Source organism: Polaribacter sp. SA4-12 (assembly GCF_002163675.1).
Classification (GTDB): Bacteria; Bacteroidota; Bacteroidia; order Flavobacteriales; family Flavobacteriaceae; genus Polaribacter.
In genome coordinates, this window is sequence record NZ_CP019334.1 from 1,263,436 (window position 1) to 1,283,864 (window position 20,429).

Here is a 20,429-nt window from a genome sequence, read left to right on the forward strand (position 1 = left end):
CTCAAAGATAGTACATTGAACAAAAGTATATCAAAAAAAACATTACAAGATCTCGAATTTACAACAGTTTTAAAACATGTTGCAGAATATTGTATCTCTGGTTTAGGGAAAGAACAGGTGCTCGAAATTGAACCAATTAGCAATAAAAAAACGTTGTTTAAAGAGTTATATTTAGTTAATGAATATGTATCTTCTTTCGAAAGCGAAAATAGAGTTCCAAATCATAATTTTGATAATATTATAGAAAGTGTAAAACGCTTAGCTATAGAAAATAGTTTTATAGAAACAGACGCTTTTTTAAAAATAGCAACTACTTCTCTTACTGTTAACGAACTAATTAAGTTTTTTAAAAAATTCAAAATTCAGTTTCCTACATTTTTTGAGCTTTCACAAGAAATAGAATTCACCACTTTTGTCGATGATGAAATAAAAAAGGTTATTGACATTTCTGGAGAAGTAAAAAACAATGCATCAGAAACCTTAAAACAAATAAGAAAAGATATAAATAACGTTAGAGGAAAAATTGGGGCTAGTTTTTCTAGTGCTTTATCTAAATCTATTGCTTCTGGTTATTTAGATGATATTAAAGAAACTGTTGTAGACAATCAACGTGTTTTAGCCGTTTCTGCAATGCATAGAAAAAAAGTTGCTGGTAGTTTACTAGGCGCTTCAAAGTCTGGAAACATCGTTTATATTGCTCCACAAGCAACACTTTCTTATTCAAGAGAATATCAAAACTTAATTTATGATGAAAAACAGGAGATTGTAAAAATTTTACGTGATTTATCAGCTACAATTCGTCCTTCTGTTTTTTTAATTGAAGAATATATTGCTTTTTTAATTCATACTGATATTGTTGGTGCTAAGGCAAAATATGCACAAGAAATGAATGCTATTTTACCAAAAATATCAAATGAAAAGAAAATATTATTTAAAAATGCGTATCATCCCATTTTATGGAAAAAAAATAAAGAGCAAAACTTAAATACAGTTGCTCAATCTATAGAATTGAATGAGAAACAACAAATTATTGTTATTTCTGGTCCTAATGCTGGTGGAAAAAGTATTACGCTTAAAACAATTGGTTTACTACAAGTAATGATACAAAGTGGAATCTTAATCCCTGTAGATGAACGCAGTCAAACTTATATTTTCGATGCTATTTTAACAGATATCGGAGATAACCAATCTATTGAAAATCAATTAAGTACTTATAGTTATAGATTGAAAAATATGCGTAATTTTTTACGTAGATGTAATGAGAGTACTTTGTTTTTAATTGATGAATTCGGTACAGGATCTGACCCTGAATTAGGTGGTGCTTTGGCAGAAATTTTCTTAGAAGAGTTTTATCATAAAAAAGCATTCGGAATTATAACAACCCACTACTCTAATTTAAAAGTGTTAGCAAACGAATTAGAAAACGTTACCAATGCAAACATGCAATTTGACGAACGCAGTTTAGAGCCTTTGTACAAACTTTTTATTGGACAAGCAGGTAGCTCTTTTACTTTTGAAGTTGCACAGAAAAACGGAATTCCGTTTAGTATTATCAACAAAGCAAAAAAACGTGTAGAAACAGAAAAAATACGCTTAGATAAAACGATTTCTAAATTACAAAAGGAACGTAATAGACTGCAAAAAAACTCTGATAATTTAGAGAACCAACATTCAAAAGGTCAAAAGCATATAGATAATTTGCAAGAAAAAGAGCAACGTATGCAAGATAAATTATCTGGTTTTCAAGAATTGTATGACCAAAACCAAAAAATGCTTTCATTAGGTAGAAAAACAAATGAACTGCTTAATAAATACTTTCAAACCAATAACAAAAAGGAGTTAAATACTAATTTTAATAAATGGGTTGCAGATTTAAAAGTTAAGCAGATAAAGAAAAAACCTTTAGAACTTAAAACCAAAGCTCAAAAACAAAAAGCTAAAGTTGAAGAAAAAAAACAGCAAGAAATTATTAAAAAAGTAGAAAAAGAGGTTTTACAAAAGGTAGTAGAAGTTAGAAAAGAAAAGAAAATAGAGGAAGCTAAAATAGCTAAAGAAAAGTCTTTATACATTTACCAAATTAACGACCGAGTTCGAATTATAGATTCTAATTCTATAGGTACTATTGATAAAATTGAAAGAAAAAGTGTCACTATTAATTATGGTATTTTTACAACAAAAACTTCTCTCGAAAAGATAGAATTGGTTGAAAAAGCTAAAAAATAATATAAAAAACTAGTATTACTTTTTTTACGAACTTAAAATATTTTCATATATTAGCATAAATATTAAAATACTTTAAGTTTTTTAATACCCTAAATTAATTACTTTATGATCCCTAAATCTAAAAGTAAATGGTTGTTGTTACCATTTATATTCTTTTTCATTAGCCTTAATAGTTTAGCACAAACTAATTATTTTTTAAATAATAATTTCTCTAATGGGCAAACTATTACTACTAATTCAGGTAACTTTTTTGACTCTGGAAATACAGGAGGATCTTATGGTGATAATGAAAACTATTCCGTTACATTTAAATCTTCAGATGGTAACCCAATTGAGATTAACTTTACATCTTGGAATGTAGAAGACAATGCATCTTGTAGTTATGATGGCTTAAGAATATATGATGGACTTACTAATAGTGCAACCTTATTAGGTACTTTTTGTTCAAATTCACCAGGTACTATTACATCCACTAATACAGATAATGCATTACATTTCGAATTCTATTCAGATACATCTGTTACAGAATCTGGTTGGGAAGCTACAATTTACACCGTTGCTCCAACGATACCTCTTCCTGTTCCTACAAATACTATAGGTTATAGTTTTGAGGACTCCTTAGATGGCTGGACAAATACTACTGGAGATATTTTTAATTGGACAAATAGAGAAACCAATACTCCTTCTGGTGGAACTGGACCACAAAGTGGTGCTTCAGATGGTACTTGGTTTATGTACATAGAAGGATCTGATCCAAGAATTTCAGGAGATAATGCATACTTTCAAAAAATAGTCGATTTTTCAGGTGAAATAGACGCACAAATTTCTTTTGACTACCATATGTATTCTACTGGAGGAAGTACAACAATGGGAACGCTAAATATTTCAGTAAGTACTGATAGCGGAGTATCGTTTGCTGATATTCATTCTATTTCTGGAAATCAAGGTAATGGTTGGTTATCAGAAATCATAGATTTAAGAGCTTATGATGGTCAGAGTATTATTCTTAGATATGAAGGTATTTGTGGAACAGATTACAGATCTGATATATCAATAGACAATGTAGTAATCGGTAGTAATCCTGGAACACCTAGAATACCAATTACAATAACTGCAGATTCTGGACAATCCAAAGACTTTGGAGATACAGATCCAACTTTAACTTATACAATTACATCTGGAGCTTTAGACAGTGGTGATACTTTAATTGGGGAATTAACTAGAGATGCAGGTGAGATAGTAGCTGATTACAATATAAATCAAGGAAGCTTACTAAACGTAAACAATCCTAAATATAATATTACTTTTATTTCTGCAATATTTACCATAAACTCAAAAGATACTGATGGTGATTCTTATCCTGATGATGTTGATGTTGATATTGATAACGATGGAATCTTAAATGATGATGAAAGCTGTATAAAACAAGGAGCTGCAGAACCAGAAATAGATAGAATTAAGTATTCAGATGAAGGTTACGATATATACGTTATCGGTGGGAATTCTAATAACGGAATTGGTTACATAGAATCTGGCTTTGAAAAAGGAGCTTATGCAAAAGGATTAAATTTAACTGTTTTAAATGGTAATAACGATTTTAACTTTTCTAGCACTGGCGCAGAAGGATACGCTACAACAAGTGCAGCTACTTTTACAAATGGATCCCTATCATATAATACCAATGCAGCAAACCCAACAACACGTAGAAATGAATTTAGAAGAACAACTGGGGGGGCATTTATATCTGGTACTACTGGAGATGCTTTATACATAAAACCATCAATTGAATTAGCTACGGGAGAGGTTTACTCTATTGACATTAACTTTACCACATCTGTACATGCATTCAGTTTCGATTTAACAGACATTTTAGATACAACTCAAGACCCAGCAGATTTAGTCGTTAGATATGAAGTTTTTGCAGACTCAAAACTTGTTGCTTATTTTGAAAGCGGTTTTATTGGAGATGATGCAGTGGCAAGTGTGAACATTTTTGATGGTAATGATATTAGTAGAGGTACTATGGTGGTTGGCCAAAACACAGAATCTACTATAGGTTTTATTTCTTCTACAAAAATTCAAAAAGTATCTATTGTTCACAAAGTTTTAAACGGTACTGTTAGTGGCACCTATGTTGATCTACATGGTATGGACAATTTTGTTTGGAGCACTGAAGATATTTCTTGTTTTTCTGATAGCTTAGATTTTGATGGAGACGGTATACCAAACGAAAGAGATCTAGATTCTGATAACGATGGAATACCAGATAATATTGAAGCACAAACAACTATAGATTATATTGCTCCAAATAAGATTTACACATTAAATGGATTAGATACAGCTTATGGTACTGGTTTGTCAACTGTTAATACTGATGGATTTGGAAACGCAGATTATACTGATTTAGATTCGGATGAAGATGGTGAATGGGATACAAAGGAAGTAGGTTATACAATTGACATAGATGATGATGGGATATCTAATGGAACTTTTGGTGATAATGGATTAGACAATTCATTATTTCCAGCAGACGATTTTACAGATATAAATGCAAGTATAGATGATCCTACAACACTTTTAGACGCTGATGAAGATGTATTTACAATTGGAGACGTAGATTATAGAGATGCACATGTTTCTGGTACCCCAATGATTACACAAATACATCAAACAGTATCTAATAAAGTTATTGAAGTAACAAATATTCATACTACAAATTCTATTCTAGCAAATACCATAAGATTTTCATTATTTTCTAATAAAGATGGATCTGAAACAAATCTTGTTCCGGATGAAATTTATACAATTCCTGCAGACATACTTCCTGGAGAATCAGTTTTAATTTCTAACACTAATATTATAAATATTGATGATGGAGATGGAGATGATATCTTACTACTTACACACCCAAAATCTACAACAACAACCTCTTGGAAAAATAGGTATGACACTACAAACAGTATTTCGAACAATACATCATACGTTAGAACTGATGACGTAAAAATTACAAATGAAGATTATACAGAAACAGAATGGATTGCATTTATAGACGACAATTTAGATCCCTATAAAATTGGTGGTGCAGAAAGACACCCACATGCTCCATTATTATCAGAAATTACAAGTGCAAATGCAGAATCTAATATGTCATTAGGAAAACATAGAATAAACCCTACTAGTAGATTTGCAGGAAGTTGGAGTAATGGTTTTCCTGATATTACTAGAAGAGTTCTAATATTAGAAGATCTAACAACATCTACTGTATTAAGTGCAAATGAATTAATCATAGATTCTGGAAAAAAGCTTACAATTACAGATAATTTTTTACGTGTTACAGATGATATTATATTTTTAGATTCCTCAAGTGAAATTCGTTTAGCAGGTACATCACAATTAATACAACTACATAATTCTACTACAAAAACATCAGGATCTGGTAATTTGTATGTAGACCAAAACTCTTTACAAGCAAGTATCTATAGATATAATTACATGAGTTCTCCTGTTGGAAATGGAAGTGGATCCTATACAGTTGCAAATGTTTTAAAAGATGGTACTATACCAACTTCTGCTACTTCTAATCCACTAGATATCGATTTTGTTTCTGGTTATGATGGAGGAAGTGGTAGCCCTATAAAAATCGCGAATTATTGGATATATTCTTATGCAAGTGCAGATGGATCTTATTCTAATTGGGTTCAAAAAACAAGTTCAGGAATCATACCTAATACGGATGGTTTTACTTTAAAAGGTCCTGGTATTGCACAAAACTACACTTTTGTAGGCACACCAAATGATGGGGAATTAACTACAGCCATTGGAGCTGAAGAAGCTTATTTGGTAGGTAATCCTTACCCTTCATCAATGAGTGTAAAGAAGTTTATAGAAGATAATGAAAATTCAATAGAGGGAACTGTATATTTCTGGCAACATGTTGGAGAAGAAGATACAGTAAGTTCAGCAACTGCCGGTCACTTATATGATGGTTATAATGGTGGTTTTGCATCAAGAAACATAGCGATGGGTGTTTCAGCCTTTAATTTAGCGACTAACTCGGAAAATTCTCTACCAGGATTAGGTAGTATTGATAATTACACTGCGCCTGAAAACTACATTCCAATAGGACAAAGTTTTTTTATTAATGGTGATTCAGATGGTGGACCAGTAGTATTCAATAATAGTCAAAGAGAGTACAAAACTAAAGGTGCAGAATCTGTGTTTTTTAAATCTGAAAAAACAAACACACCTAACTTACCTATTATTAAATTTGGAATGAATTTTACCAATTCTGAAGATAAAAAAATGCATCGTCAAATTGGTATTTCATTTAACTCTAATAATAGCTTTGACTATGATAATGGTTATGATAGCCAAACTTTTGACTTATCAAGTACAGATATTTACTGGAAATTCCCAAATTATGATTATAAATATATTATTACTGGAGTACAAGAAATCTCTCTAAATTTAAGTGTTCCTTTAGAGATTGTTTTAGAAAAAGATAATGAAATTTCGATAGAAATTGATGAATCAAATATAAATAACCAAAGAATATACTTGTTTGATAAATTAGAAAATAAATTCTATCCTTTACATGATGAAAAAGCAATTATAGACCTAGAAAAAGGAGAATATGGTGGTCGATTCTTTATCACATTTACAGACAAACAACAATATGTTTTAGGAATAGATGACAATATTCTTTCAACAAATCTATCTCTCTTTTACGACAACTTAGATAAAGAAATTAACATCAAACTTAACGATGACATTACAATCTCTAAAATTGAATTATACTCTATTTTAGGTCAAAAAATAAACTCATGGAAAATTTTAAAAAATAATGAAAAACAAATAAAATTAAAAATAAATTCAATTTCAAAATCAGTATATATATGTAAAATAACTACTAACAAAGGAAAAATTTCGAAAAAAATAATTATAAAGTAACCCCTAATCCCCTACCCCTAATGATTACTTTTTTAAAGGCGATGACCTCGTCTATCCCTCCACCACCCGGAGCTGGAGGACCAGGAGCACCTGGATTACCTACATTACCAATTGATAATGGTATCATCTTTTTGTTCTTCGCAGCAATTGTATTTGGTACTTACATTCATTATAGAAAAATAAAGGAAAAAGATAAAATTAATGCTAAAGGCTCTCTAAATTAGAGAGCTTTTTTTATGGATTAATCTTAACAGATTACAAATAAGTTAAGAAGAAAAAATTAGTCCTTGTTCTTTTTATAACAAGTGTTAATTTACTTAATACTTCCTTTATATTTACAATAAAGAATAACTTCAACGTAATAAGTATTAACTCAATTGAATGGGTAGCATAAATTATAAAATACTAATAAAAAAAACTTTATATTTTATGTTGATGCTAAAAAATAGATAAAGATTATTATTCATTTACTTATTCTGATAAAATAATAATTTATAATCAAAAGGAGCATTAAACGATTCTAATTAAAGAACACCCATTTATCTTTTGGGTTTATAAGTTTAAAAAATATAACTTCGCTAAATACTGATTCAAGTCACTTACCAATACCCTAGCAATATTAACCTTTCATTTTACATAAAAACATCATGTTAACTTTAAAATTTAAATATTGTTATATAGTTACTTTACTATTATTTTTTTCTTGTAATAAAACTAAACAATTAGCATCAGAAAATGATTTCTGTTCTAATATTCATAGAAATGACAGTACAACACTTTCAAAAGAACTAAAAGATGTTGCCGAACTTCTGAAAAAGAAAACAGGCGTTTATGTTTTAGAAGACGGGAGTGGTTCTATGGTTGCTAGAGCATGGTTAACAGAATATGCAGAAAAAACGATTGACATTCAATACTTTATTTTTTCTACGGATAATGTTGGTTTAATTGCCTGTGATTATCTAATTAGAGCTGCAGACAGAGGTGTTAAAATAAGAATCATTGTAGATGATATTATGGTGGATTCTGACATAGAAGATATTTTAACATTTGCTTCTCACAAAAACATTTCAGTAAAAATATATAACCCAGGAGTTAATTTAGGGAAGAATATTTTTAATAAGATTCATAAATTCTCAACAGATTTTAGAGGCTCAAATCAACGAATGCATAACAAAACGTTTATTGTAGACAGTAAAGTTGTGATTACTGGTGGACGAAATATTGCGGATGAATACTTTGATTATGATCACGAATATAATTTTAGAGATAGAGATATTTTATTAATTGGTAAAGAATCTAAAAAAGTACAAAGTTCATTTAATCAATTCTGGGAAAGTTATTTAAGTAAAAACGTAACAACGGTTGTAGATGAAAGACCTAAAAACATCTATTCAACAAATAAGTTTAAAAATCTACATGAATACGCTTGTAATCCAGATAATTTTTGGCCGCAAATACGACAAAGAATAGCAACTTTACCAACTACATTTAAGAACATTCAAGAATCTGGAAATTTAATTTGGTTAGACGATATTTCTTTTATTTCAGATCTTCCAGGTAAAAATGACGGTTCTAATGGTTTAGGCGGTGGAGGTATTTCTACAACTGCTTTAATTAATTTGATTAAAAAAGCAAAAACATCCATAGACATTCAAACACCCTATTTGATTACTACAGAATTGGCTCAAAACTTATTTAAAGAAGCTGTTAAACGTGGAGTAAAAATTAGAATATTGACAAATAGTTTAGCTTCAACAGATAATGTAGAAGCTTTTAGTAGTTATCAAACCGATAGAAATAAATTACTTAAAACAGGAATTAGAATCTTTGAATTTAGACCTGATGCTGCAGAGCGAACAAAAATAATGACAGGCGAATTACAAGAAAAACTAAACCACAAACCCATTTTTGGTCTGCATGCAAAGTCTATGGTTATTGATAACCAAATAACAGTAATTGGAACTTTTAATTTAGATCCTAGAAGCGCTAACCTAAACACAGAATGTATTGTAGTCGTTAATTCTGACGAGATATCTAAAGGAGTATTAAAAGGAATGGAAATAGAATTTAAACCAGAAAATTCTTGGGAAACAACATTAAAATTCAACCCAGATTCTGAAGTCAGTAAATACAAACGTATAAAAACTTGGACGCGAAAAATACTCCCAAAAGAAATTCTATAAAACTTAAAAAGGTTCGCAAAATGCGAACCTTTTTAAATATATATAAACTAGTAAATACTAGATATTTTTTGCTAACCAGTCTCCTACTTCTTTAGTTCCGTAAGCTTTTCCTCCGTCTGCTAAATCTTCAGTAACAAAACCTGCATCTAAAGCACTGTTTACAGCTGCTCTAATTGCTTTTCCTTCTTCTTGTAAACCAAAGTTTTCAAACATCATTGCTGCAGATAAAACTGTAGCCATTGGGTTTGCAATATTTAATCCTGTTGCTTGTGGGTAAGAACCATGTATTGGCTCAAATAAAGCATTCTCAGTTCCTACAGAAGCCGAAGGCATTAATCCCATAGAACCAGAAATTACAGAAGCTTCATCTGTTAAAATATCTCCGAATAAGTTTTCAGTAATTAAAACATCGTAACTATTTGGCCATTGTACCAAACGCATTGCAACTGCATCAACAAATTCATAAGAAACAGTTACTTCTGGATAATCTTTTTCCATAGCTTGTACAGTTTCTCTCCATAATCTTGAAGTTTCTAAAACATTCGCTTTATCAACACAACATAATTTCTTACCACGAGTCATTGCCAATTCAAAACCTTTTACAGCTAATCTTTGTACTTCTGCTCTTGTGTAAACACAATTGTCAAAAGCAGTTTCTCCACCATCTCTTCTACCTTTTTCACCAAAGTAAATACCTCCAGTTAATTCACGTAAAAAAACCAAATCAGTTCCTTCAATTCTTTCTCTTTTTAAAGGAGATTTATCTAATAAAGAAGGAAACGTAAATGTTGGTCTTACATTTGCAAATAAACCTAATTTCTTACGCATTTTTAACAATCCTTGTTCTGGACGAACTGTCGCTGAAGGATCATTATCGTATTTTGGATGCCCAATTGCTCCAAATAATACAGCATCAGAAGCCACACAAATATCATGTGTTGCATCTGGATAAGGTTCACCAACTGCATCAATTGCAGCAGCACCAGTTAAAGCTGGTTTCCAAGTAATTTCGTGATTGAATTTCTTAGCAATTGCATCTGATACTTTTACTGCCTGATCAATTACTTCTGGTCCAATACCATCTCCTGCTAATAATGCGATATTTAATTTCATTTGTTTATTGTTTATTGAATGATTAAAAGATTCAATTATTAAATCTTTTAATGTTTAATTTTTAAATAATATTAAGCATTTTCTCTGTGGCTTTAATTGCAGATACTGTTTGATCTAAATCTAAACCACGTGTTAAAAATTCTTTTTCTTCTAATTTCCAAGTAATAATTGTTTCACACAAAGCGTCTGAATTACTTCCTGGTGGTATTCTTACTGCGTAATCTATTAAAGCAGGTAAATCTCTTTTACTATGTCTTTTATATAATTTACGCAACGCATTCATAAAAGCATCAAATTGCCCATCTCCTTGTGCGTGTGCTTCATATAGTACTCCTTCAACTTTTAATTGTAAAGTTGTTGATGGTTTCATTCCTTTAGCATGACCTAAAACGTAGTTTTCTACAACTACACGTCTTTCAATAGTTTCACTATCTAAAACATCAGAAATTATATAAGGTAAATCCTCTTGAGAAACGACTTCTTTTTTGTCTCCTAATTCAATGATTCTTTGGGTAACTTTCTTAAGCTCTTCATCATTTAAACTTAGACCTAAATCTTGTAAGTTCTTTTGAATATTTGCTTTCCCAGATGTTTTTCCTAAAGCATATTTACGTTTTCTTCCAAAACGCTCAGGCATTAAATCATTAAAATAGAGATTGTTTTTATTATCTCCATCGGCATGAATCCCTGCAGTTTGTGTAAAAACATTTGCGCCAACAACTGGCTTATTTACAGGAATTCTAAATCCTGAAAATGTTTCTACCAATTTACTTACTTTATTTAAAGCAGTTTCATTTACAGAAATTTCAATCTCTTTTAAAAAATCGTTGATTACTGCAATTACACTTGCCATTGGTGCGTTTCCAGCACGCTCTCCCATCCCATTTATGGTTAAATGCAAACCGTTTGCACCTGCTTTTACAGCTTCCATAACATTGGCAACTCCTAAATCATAATCATTATGACCATGAAAATCGAAATGAGTTGTTGGGTATTTCTCACGAACTTCAGTAATAAAATTCGCCGTTTCTTCAGGAGTTAAAACTCCTAAAGTATCTGGTAATAAAACACGTTCTACATTTTGAGAAGTTAAGAAATCTAAATATTCAAAAACATAGGCTTTTGAATTTCGCATTCCGTTAGACCAATCTTCTAAATACACATTGGTTTTAATATCATGCTTTGCTGCTAAATCAATAGTAGCTTTTACATCTTCAAAATGTTGTGTTGGTGTTTTTTTAAGTTGATGTGTTAAGTGATTTAAAGAACCTTTGGTTAATAAATTCTGAACTTTAGCGCCAGCATCAATCATCCAATCTATAGATTTTCCTCCATCAACAAAAGTTAACACTTCTATTTTGTCTAAAAAATCATGTTCAATAGCCCAAGAAGTTATTTTTTTAACGGCTTGTAATTCTCCTTCAGAAACTCTTGCAGATGCTATTTCTAGACGATCTACCTTTAATTCTTCAAGTAATAATTTTGCGATTGTTAATTTTTCAGAAACTGAAAACGACACTCCTGATGTTTGCTCTCCATCACGCAGTGTCGTATCCATTATTTCAATCTTTCTTCTTGCCATATTGCAATCTTAAAAAATATTTTTTAAAATGGTCTTGTTTTAGCAAAAGCAGTAATCTCGTCTTCGATGTTTTTTAAATAATCAATATCATCAAAACCGTTTAACATATTGTCTTTTTTGTAAGTATTAATTACAAAAGATTCAGACTCACCAGTTGCAACTAAAGTTACAGTTTGGTTTGGTAAATCAACTTTAATTTCTGTTTTAGCGTCTGCCATAATTGCTGCAAATAAAGTATCTGCAAATTCAGCTGAAACTTGTACAGGTAAAACCCCAACGTTTAAACAGTTATTTTTAAAGATATCTGCAAATGCTGATGAAATTACACAACGTAATCCAAAATCGTACACAGACCAAGCTGCGTGCTCTCTAGAAGAACCAGAACCAAAGTTTCTACCTCCAACTAATATTTTAGAACCTGCATAAATTTCTTTGTTTAAAGGAAAATCTGCTTTTGGCGTTCCATCTTGTTCAAATCTCCAATCACGGAAAAAGTTAATATCAAAATCTTTACGCTCAGTTGCTTTTAAGAAACGAGCAGGAATTATTTGATCTGTATCTACATTCTCTGTAGGTAAAGGATATGCTGTACTTGTTAGTACGTCAAATTTATCGTAAGCCATGTTTTTTATAATTAAGCGTTAGGATTTAAAATTGTTCTAGGATCTGTAACAACTCCTTCTACTGCAGATGCTGCAGCAACTAAAGGTGATGCTAATAATGTTCTAGATCCTGGTCCTTGTCTTCCTTCGAAGTTTCTGTTTGATGTTGAAACAGATAATTTTCCTGCTGGAATTTTATCATCATTCATTGCCAAACAAGCCGAACAACCTGGTTCTCTTAAAACAAAACCTGCGTCTGTAATAATCTTATCTAAACCTTCTGCTTTTATTTGATCTACTACTTTATGAGATCCTGGAACTAACCATGCTGTAACATTAGCAGCTTTTTGTCTTCCTTTTACAATAGAACAAAATCCTCTAAAATCTTCTATACGTCCGTTTGTACATGAACCTAAAAATACAAAGTCAATAGGTTTACCAATCATAGAATCTCCTTCATTAAAAGACATATATCCTAAAGATTTTCTGTAAGTATCTACTCCACCTTCTAAACTTTCTGCAGTAGGAATCGATTTTGTTACGCCCATTCCCATTCCTGGGTTTGTTCCATACGTAATCATTGGTTCAATATCTGATGCTTCGTAATTAAATTCTACATCAAATTCTGCTCCTTCTTCTGTATAAAGAGTTTCCCAATATTTCATTGCGGTGTCCCAATCTGCTCCCTTAGGAGTTTGAGCACGACCTTCTAAATATTCGTAAGTTTTACTATCTGGAGCAATCATACCTCCACGTGCTCCCATCTCAATAGATAAGTTACACACAGTCATACGACCTTCCATAGACATGTCTTTAAAAACATCACCTGCATATTCAACAAAATATCCAGTTGCACCAGAAGTAGTTTGTTTTGCAATAATGTATAAAGCAACATCTTTAGGCGTTACACCTAAACCTAATTTTCCGTTTACGTTAATACGCATACTTTTAGGTTTCATTTGCATGATACATTGTGTAGACAATACCATTTCTACTTCAGAAGTACCGATACCAAAAGCAATAGCACCAAAAGCACCATGAGTAGATGTATGAGAATCTCCACAAACAATTGTAGCTCCAGGTAACGTAATTCCGTTTTCTGGACCAACAACGTGTACAATTCCGTTATTTACATCTCCTAAACCCCAGTGTGAAATACCGTGTTTAGCAGCGTTGTTTTCTAAAGCATCTAACTGATTTGCAGATAAAGGATCTGCTACAGGTAAATGTTGATTTATTGTTGGTGTGTTGTGATCTGCCGTTGCGAATGTACGTGCAGGATATACAACACTGTTTCCTCTACTTTCTAATCCTAAAAAAGCTACAGGGCTTGTAACTTCGTGGATAAAATGACGGTCTATAAAAAACACATCTGGTCCGTCTTTAACCTGACGAACAACGTGTGAATCCCATACTTTGTCAAATAATGTATTTGCCATTTTTATATTCTTTAATTATTCAAATTATAATCAGTTACCAAAAATAAGATTTTATAGAGTTGCATTAGACTAAAAGCGTTTCGATACATTATACCCAACTCTCAAACACATTCTTATTGTATTGATATACAATTAATTAACTTACAAAAAAATACGATGTCTATTAATTTTATGAAGTATTATTATTTTATAAAAACAGTATTTTTTATCTTACTTAAGAAATCAGTTTTACGATGAAGTCTCTCTATAATTTTTGAAATTTACCTTACTTTACTTATAAAGCTTTGATTAAATCTAACGGAGTTTCTAAAATGAATTTTGCGCCACTAGCAGTTAACTCTTCTTTTGTTCTGTAACCCCAAACGACTCCTATTGGATGCATACCTGCACTTTTAGCTGTTATCATATCTACATCTGTATCACCAACAAAAATGAAGTCTTCTACAGCTATTGCTGTCTTTTCACTAATTTCTAATGCAACTGTAGGATTTGGTTTTTTTAGCGCTTCTATTTTTAAACCAGCAACAACTTCAAAATTCCATTTAGGCATTACCTCTTTTACTACTTTCTTGGTTAATTCATCTGCCTTATTAGAAAATACTGCCAATTTTAATCCACGTGCCGTTAACTCATCTAATAAATCACTAATACCATCGTACATTTTGGTTTTTACGGTACAGTTAACACGATATTCTACCATCATTTCATTAAAACAACGATTCACCCATTCTTCATTTTGATACTCTTTAGGCAAAGACTTAACAACAAGATCTCTAAGTCCATGCCCTATAAAACTCTGACAAGCTGCAACACTATGTGTAGGAAAACTATGTTGTTTTAATACTACATTTATTGCGCTTGTTAAATCTTCTAAAGAATTTACAAGTGTACCATCTAAATCAAAAATTACTCCTTTAAACATATTCTATTTTGTTTTGCATTATACGCATTACAAATCTAAAAATTATTCTTGTTTTGAGGTATTTAATCTATTTAATTTTTCTAATTATAGTTGCTTTAGAAAGCTTTCTTAAGTATCAATAAGAAGTAGATATTTATTACTTTTCGATCTATCTTTTCTATTGATAAATACTGAATCAAATTAAGTATGAACTTTAATAAAAATGTAGACGTGTTTTATTTCTCTTTATTCTTTTCCATTGATGAAAAGAACCAAAAATCTAGACTTATTTTATTATTCTGAAATTCTACTTTTTATTTCATTCCCGTGTCCAGACCGCAAAAGCTCTTTGGACACTTGCCATTCCATCAAAAATTGAATTATTACGAATAGTAAAAGTATGTCGGGTTTAGTACAGAAATACTACACATCAATAAAGCTTTAAAAAAAATGTAGATCTGTTTTTTATTATTCTTTATTCTTTTCCATTGATGAATACTGAATCAAGTTAAGCACAAGCTTCACCAAAAATCTAGACTTATTTATTTTTCTGAAATGCTACTTTTTATTGCATAAAAATTGAATTCCTACGAATAATAAAAATAGGTCGGGTTTAGTGCAGAAGTTTCCTAATAATTAATCTTTCAATCAAAATTTAAAAACTTCATTATAAATAAGAAACGAGTAAGCAATCTTATTACTTACTCGTTTATTAGATTTGTATGGATTCCCGTTTTCACGGGAATGACAAACTATTATTTTAGTTTTAATTTTAAGGAGATTGCTTCGTTTCCTCGCAATGACAATTACAATTGTTTTAAAACAGCATCTATATTGTGCTTGTGTGCTAAATCTGATCCTTCGCTTAAAGTAGCCGAAACACCACAAGCAACTCCCCAACGTAACATATTTTTTGGAGTTTCATTTTTTACAATTCCGTAAATTAAACCTGCAACCATACTATCTCCTGCTCCAATGGTACTTTTTACAGAAATTACAGGTGCTTCAACATAATCTACGCCGTTTTTGTGCGCTATAAATGCGCCATCTTTTCCTAAAGAAACAACTACATATTGTGCAATATTATCAGCAACCATTTTTAAAGCAAAAGCTTCTTGTTCTTCTTTTGTTTGACTTTCTACGCCTGCTAAACGTGCCAATTCTTTTTGATTTGGTTTTATTAAAAACAACTCGTTTTTTAATACTTCGTTAAACACCGGTCCAGAAGTATCTACAATTACTTTTACTCCTTTAGCAGTTAATTGTTTTATTATTTTAGAATAATAATTTACAGGCAATCCTTTTGGCAAACTTCCGCTAATTACAAAAATATCTCCATCGGCAACTTGCTCATTTACCAAGGCTTCTAATTGTTTCATTTCGCTTTCAGAAAACGAATCTGTTGGCATTCCAAACCTGTATTGTAAACCTGTTGCTGTATTAAAAATCGCAAAATTTTCTCGTGTCCAAATAGAAATTGGTGTTGCATACACTTCTATATGTTGCTCTTGTAACAATTCTTTTAAATGTTCACCAGTTTTACCTCCATAAGGAAACACACAATGACTTTCTATTGCTAATCTGTGTAAAACTCTCGAAATATTAATTCCCCCACCTCCTGGATGATACGTAATATCATCGCATTCTAACTTATCAAAAGGTATCATTTCTTTTACTGTAGCGCTTTTGTCTAAAGCAGGATTGATGGTAAGTGTAACTACTTTCATTTTTCTTTTAATTTGTATTGTAAAGATAGTTTGAATTTATCTTATTTTCTTTTTGATTGATGAATATTGAATCAAATTTTACACAAACTTTTAATAAAAATATAGTCGTGTTTTTTATTATTCTTTATTCTTTTCCAATGACTGCTGCTGAAACAAGTTCAGCACAAAATAGTTGAGGACAAGCTTTGGATACTTGCCCTTCCGTAAAAATTGAATTATTACGAATAATAAAAGTAGGTCGGGTTTAGTATAGAACTTATATAAAACATTAAACCTTTAATAAAAATGTAGACGTGCTTTTATTCTTTATTCTTTTCCATTGATGAAAAGAACCAAAAATCTAGACTTATTTTATTATTCTCAAATTCTACTTTTTATTTCATTCCCGTGTCCAGACCGCAAAAGCTCTTTGGACACTTGCCATTCCATAAAAATTGAATTTTTACGAATAATAAAAGTAGGTCGGGTTTAGAACAGAACTACTATAAAGCATTAAACCTTTAATAAAAATGTAGACGTGCTTTTATTCTTTTTTCTTTTCCATTGATGAATACTGAAACAAGTTCAGCACAATCGAGTTGAGGACAAGCTTTGGATACTTGCCATTCCGTAAAAATTGAATTTTTAGAAAAGTATAAGTATGTCGGGTTAGCGCAGGAAGTTTATTTCGTCATTACAAGGGTTTATGCTGAACTTGATTCAGTAACGAAGCAATCTTTTCTTTAGGTAACAAAACCAACAACTTATAAACCGTTGTTTGTTGATAAAATAATCTTTAAAAAACTTTTTAAAAAACCGTTTATTTTACTATCTTTATGTACCACCAACTCTTTCTTTTTGCAATAAACGAATTTCTACTAAGAAATTATATTGTTATCATATTTTCCTATATATGGAAGATTTGAATAATAAAAAATATGTATGCAAACTAGCCTGCTTTAACCACTCATTAATAACCTGAATTATAAACATTTAAAACAAATATAAAATGAGCGCAAAAAAGAAAGTGAAAGATCAAGACTCTTTAGTAACTGTTAATGTTGGACTTTTATTAATAGAAATTAATAAGAAAGTTTCTCTAAACAAAATATATCTTCGATCTATATTAAAAAGACAGCTTGAAATAAAAGAGTTATTAAACAAAACTCCCGAATCTGAAATAGATCCTTTAGTGCAAACTAAGCTAAAAAAATTAACCTTTAAGATTAAAGAATTTTCTGATAAAACGAACTCAGAGGAGTTAGACCTTTTCTTGAATTAAAAACCATAAAACTCCTTTGAAGTTATTTAAACTTTAAAAGGAGTTTTTTAATTTACCTTATTGTGATTGCTTTAGCATCCTTTTTTAAGATTCCTTAAAATGAAAATATGTTTCACTTTTGCGGTCTATCTTTTCTATTGATATATGCTAAAGTAAAAACAGCACAAACATTCATAAAATGTAGACGTGTTTAGTACATAATTACTACACATCATTAAACCTTTAATAAAAAACACAAACGTGCTTTTTAGTATTCTTTATTCTTTTCCATTGACAGCTACTGAAACAATCTTTTCTTTAGACAACAAAACCTATAACTTATAAACCGTTGTTGTTGATAAGTTAATCTTTAACAAACTCTTTATTTTACTATCTTTATAGAGACAAATTCTTCCTTTTTGCTATGAAAGAATTTCCACAAAATAAATGATATTATATTCATATTTTCCTGTAGATGGAGAATATGAGTAATTAAAGTATGTATATAAGCTAGTTGTAGTGCATTTGAGAAACGATGAAAATAAAGGACATTCACATATCAAAATTTCGGTCAGTAGAAAATGGAAAATTTCATTTTAATCAAATAACTGGAATTGTCGGACAAAATAATTCGGGAAAGTCTGCGTTAATGCGCGCACTTAATTCATTTTTTAACCCAGATATTGAAATTCACAATTTTATAAACGGAACTAACTTGTACTCACCTACAAGAGCAGTTCCCAGAATTATAATTGACTTTGAATCTGTACCAAATAAAGCAATTTATAATACTTTCTCTAACAATGGAGAAATATGTATTAAACAAGAATTTAATAAGCAACGAAATAGATTAGAATATTCAGTAAAAAACAATGGAAGTTTTCAAATAGCAAGTGAAGATTTTGTAAAAGAACTATTTATAGATGTCCAATTCGTTTTAATACCAACTGAAAGAGGAGCAAAACATAAAGGTCAAGATGAAATAACAATTCTTAAAAGACTTTTAGACAACTTTTTCACAAATCATACAGCCAAAAGAGATACATTAAGCCCTAAAGTTAAAGATGCTTTTAAGTATTTCAAAAAGAATGCTCTTAGTAAAGTCTCTAAAGGAATTGAAGATATGTATCTTGCTAAGAAAGGTTTTAGTTTAGAAATTGACAGTCGATTTCCTTTAAATTATGAACTTTTTATTAATGACCTTGCCATAAAAATAGTTGAAGAAGGACAAAACTTCAAACTTGAAGAATGTGGAAGTGGAATACAAAGTTTAGTTGCTATTTCAATTTATAGATATTTAGCCAAATTAAATCACACTAATTTTATAATTGGAATTGAAGAACCCGAAATAAATCTTCATCCTCAAGCACAAAAAGAATTAATTTTTGCACTTTTAGATGAAACAGATAATAATGATTTACAATTAATTTTCACAACTCACTCAACTGTATTAATAGATGAATTAGACCACACAAAAATTGTATTAGTAAGAAAGGAGAAAGATGAAAAAAGAAGTTTTAAAACTACAATACATCAATTAAATTCTCAGTTTTGGTCGAATTACAATTTACATACTTTACAATATGATAAATTTCACAAATTTAGAAATTCAGAATTCTTTTTTGCTAATCACGTAATTGTAACTGAAAGCCCTACTGATTCTGAAGTTTTCAGAAACCTTCTTAAATTAAAAGATGTTATCATTGAAAGAAACGGAATTTCTGTTCTTGAACTTAGTGGAATATCTTCTTTAAAATACGCTTTTTATCTTTTAAGAGATTTAAAGATTCCCAAAACAATGATAATTGACAAAGATTTTTTCTTTGACTATCAAAATGGAAGTAAAGCAAATAGTCGTTATGCAAATGGTTTTTTCAACTATAAAAATACATTTAAGACAGAGACATTAATTTCTGAGATTTTAAACAATCAAACTAAAAGAACACAGATTGAAGGTTTATTAACATCAAATCATAGTCGCGCACTTGATTTAACTTTGGAATTTGACGTACTATGTATGAAATATAATATGGAAATGGATTTAGTTGCTTCAACAACTGCCAAAAATCTAATTTTTCAAAAACTAAATATTCCACAAGCAGATAGAAATACAAATAACCTTTTAACAAACTTTGAAGGTGGCTTAAAGAAATTAGAATTGCTTTTGTATGTTATTACAAATTTACCACATCAAAATTTACCGAATTCATATAAGAGATTAATAAAGAGATTTAAGGAAATAACGAAATAAAAACGCACTACAACACCGTATATAATTTATTGCTAGTTCTAGCCTACTTACGAAAATCCTCGCGGATTTTCTATTCGGTTTTTATTTGCTAAATTACGTGCTTAACCACGCAACAAATCATATACAAAACGTTGGGTAAAAGCTAAAAAAATCACTCTGAATTTAATATTTTTAAAAAATAGAAATGAAAAAAAGAAAAATATTCTTTAGCATATTAA

The 20,429-nt window shown here is 30.4% G+C and carries 12 protein-coding genes; 6 read left to right on the forward strand and 6 right to left on the reverse strand.

Features of this window, described 5'->3' with window-relative positions:
• Positions 1–15: 15 nt before the first annotated feature.
• The 4 genes from BTO07_RS05475 (at position 16) to BTO07_RS05485 (ending at position 9,356) form a co-directional block, all read left to right on the forward strand.
• On the forward strand, positions 16–2,223 hold the full coding sequence (locus BTO07_RS05475) for an endonuclease MutS2 (RefSeq protein ID WP_087522560.1): 2,208 nt from the start codon (positions 16–18) through the stop codon (positions 2,221–2,223).
• Positions 2,224–2,328: 105 nt separating this feature from the next.
• Complete coding sequence (locus BTO07_RS05480; RefSeq protein WP_087520274.1) at positions 2,329–7,173, forward strand: CUB domain-containing protein; 4,845 nt, start codon at positions 2,329–2,331, stop codon at positions 7,171–7,173.
• Between the two features lie 20 nt (positions 7,174–7,193).
• Positions 7,194–7,397, forward strand: coding sequence for a hypothetical protein (locus tag BTO07_RS17285; protein ID WP_157663292.1), 204 nt, complete (start codon positions 7,194–7,196; stop codon positions 7,395–7,397).
• Positions 7,398–7,820: 423 nt separating this feature from the next.
• Positions 7,821–9,356, forward strand: coding sequence for a phospholipase D family protein (locus BTO07_RS05485; protein WP_087520275.1), 1,536 nt, complete (start codon positions 7,821–7,823; stop codon positions 9,354–9,356).
• A gap of 57 nt (positions 9,357–9,413) precedes the next feature.
• On the opposite strand, the gene leuB is transcribed toward BTO07_RS05485, so the two are convergent.
• The 6 genes from leuB to BTO07_RS05515 form a co-directional block, all read right to left on the reverse strand.
• Entirely contained in the window at positions 9,414–10,469 is a 1,056-nt protein-coding gene (gene leuB / locus BTO07_RS05490; RefSeq protein WP_087520276.1) for a 3-isopropylmalate dehydrogenase, read from the reverse strand.
• A 61-nt stretch (positions 10,470–10,530) separates the two neighbouring features.
• Positions 10,531–12,051, reverse strand: a complete 1,521-nt coding sequence (locus BTO07_RS05495) for an alpha-isopropylmalate synthase regulatory domain-containing protein (protein WP_087520277.1) — start codon at positions 12,049–12,051, stop codon at positions 10,531–10,533.
• 23 nt (positions 12,052–12,074) lie between these two features.
• Positions 12,075–12,674: a 3-isopropylmalate dehydratase small subunit gene (gene leuD, locus BTO07_RS05500; RefSeq protein WP_087520278.1), complete on the reverse strand. Its 600-nt coding sequence runs from the start codon at positions 12,672–12,674 to the stop codon at positions 12,075–12,077.
• Between the two features lie 11 nt (positions 12,675–12,685).
• Positions 12,686–14,092, reverse strand: a complete 1,407-nt coding sequence (leuC, locus tag BTO07_RS05505; RefSeq protein ID WP_087520279.1) for a 3-isopropylmalate dehydratase large subunit — start codon at positions 14,090–14,092, stop codon at positions 12,686–12,688.
• A 274-nt stretch (positions 14,093–14,366) separates the two neighbouring features.
• Positions 14,367–15,014, reverse strand: coding sequence for an HAD family hydrolase (locus BTO07_RS05510; protein ID WP_087520280.1), 648 nt, complete (start codon positions 15,012–15,014; stop codon positions 14,367–14,369).
• A gap of 785 nt (positions 15,015–15,799) precedes the next feature.
• On the reverse strand, positions 15,800–16,720 hold the full coding sequence (locus BTO07_RS05515; protein WP_087520281.1) for a 1-phosphofructokinase family hexose kinase: 921 nt from the start codon (positions 16,718–16,720) through the stop codon (positions 15,800–15,802).
• Positions 16,721–17,708: 988 nt separating this feature from the next.
• On the opposite strand from BTO07_RS05515, the gene BTO07_RS05520 reads away from it, so the two are divergent.
• The gene (locus tag BTO07_RS05520) at positions 17,709–17,981 is read left to right on the forward strand and encodes a hypothetical protein (RefSeq protein ID WP_087520282.1); all 273 of its coding nucleotides are present in this window, start codon (positions 17,709–17,711) and stop codon (positions 17,979–17,981) included.
• Positions 17,982–18,495: 514 nt separating this feature from the next.
• The gene (locus BTO07_RS05525; protein ID WP_087520283.1) at positions 18,496–20,211 is read left to right on the forward strand and encodes an ATP-dependent nuclease; all 1,716 of its coding nucleotides are present in this window, start codon (positions 18,496–18,498) and stop codon (positions 20,209–20,211) included.
• Positions 20,212–20,429: the final 218 nt, after the last annotated feature.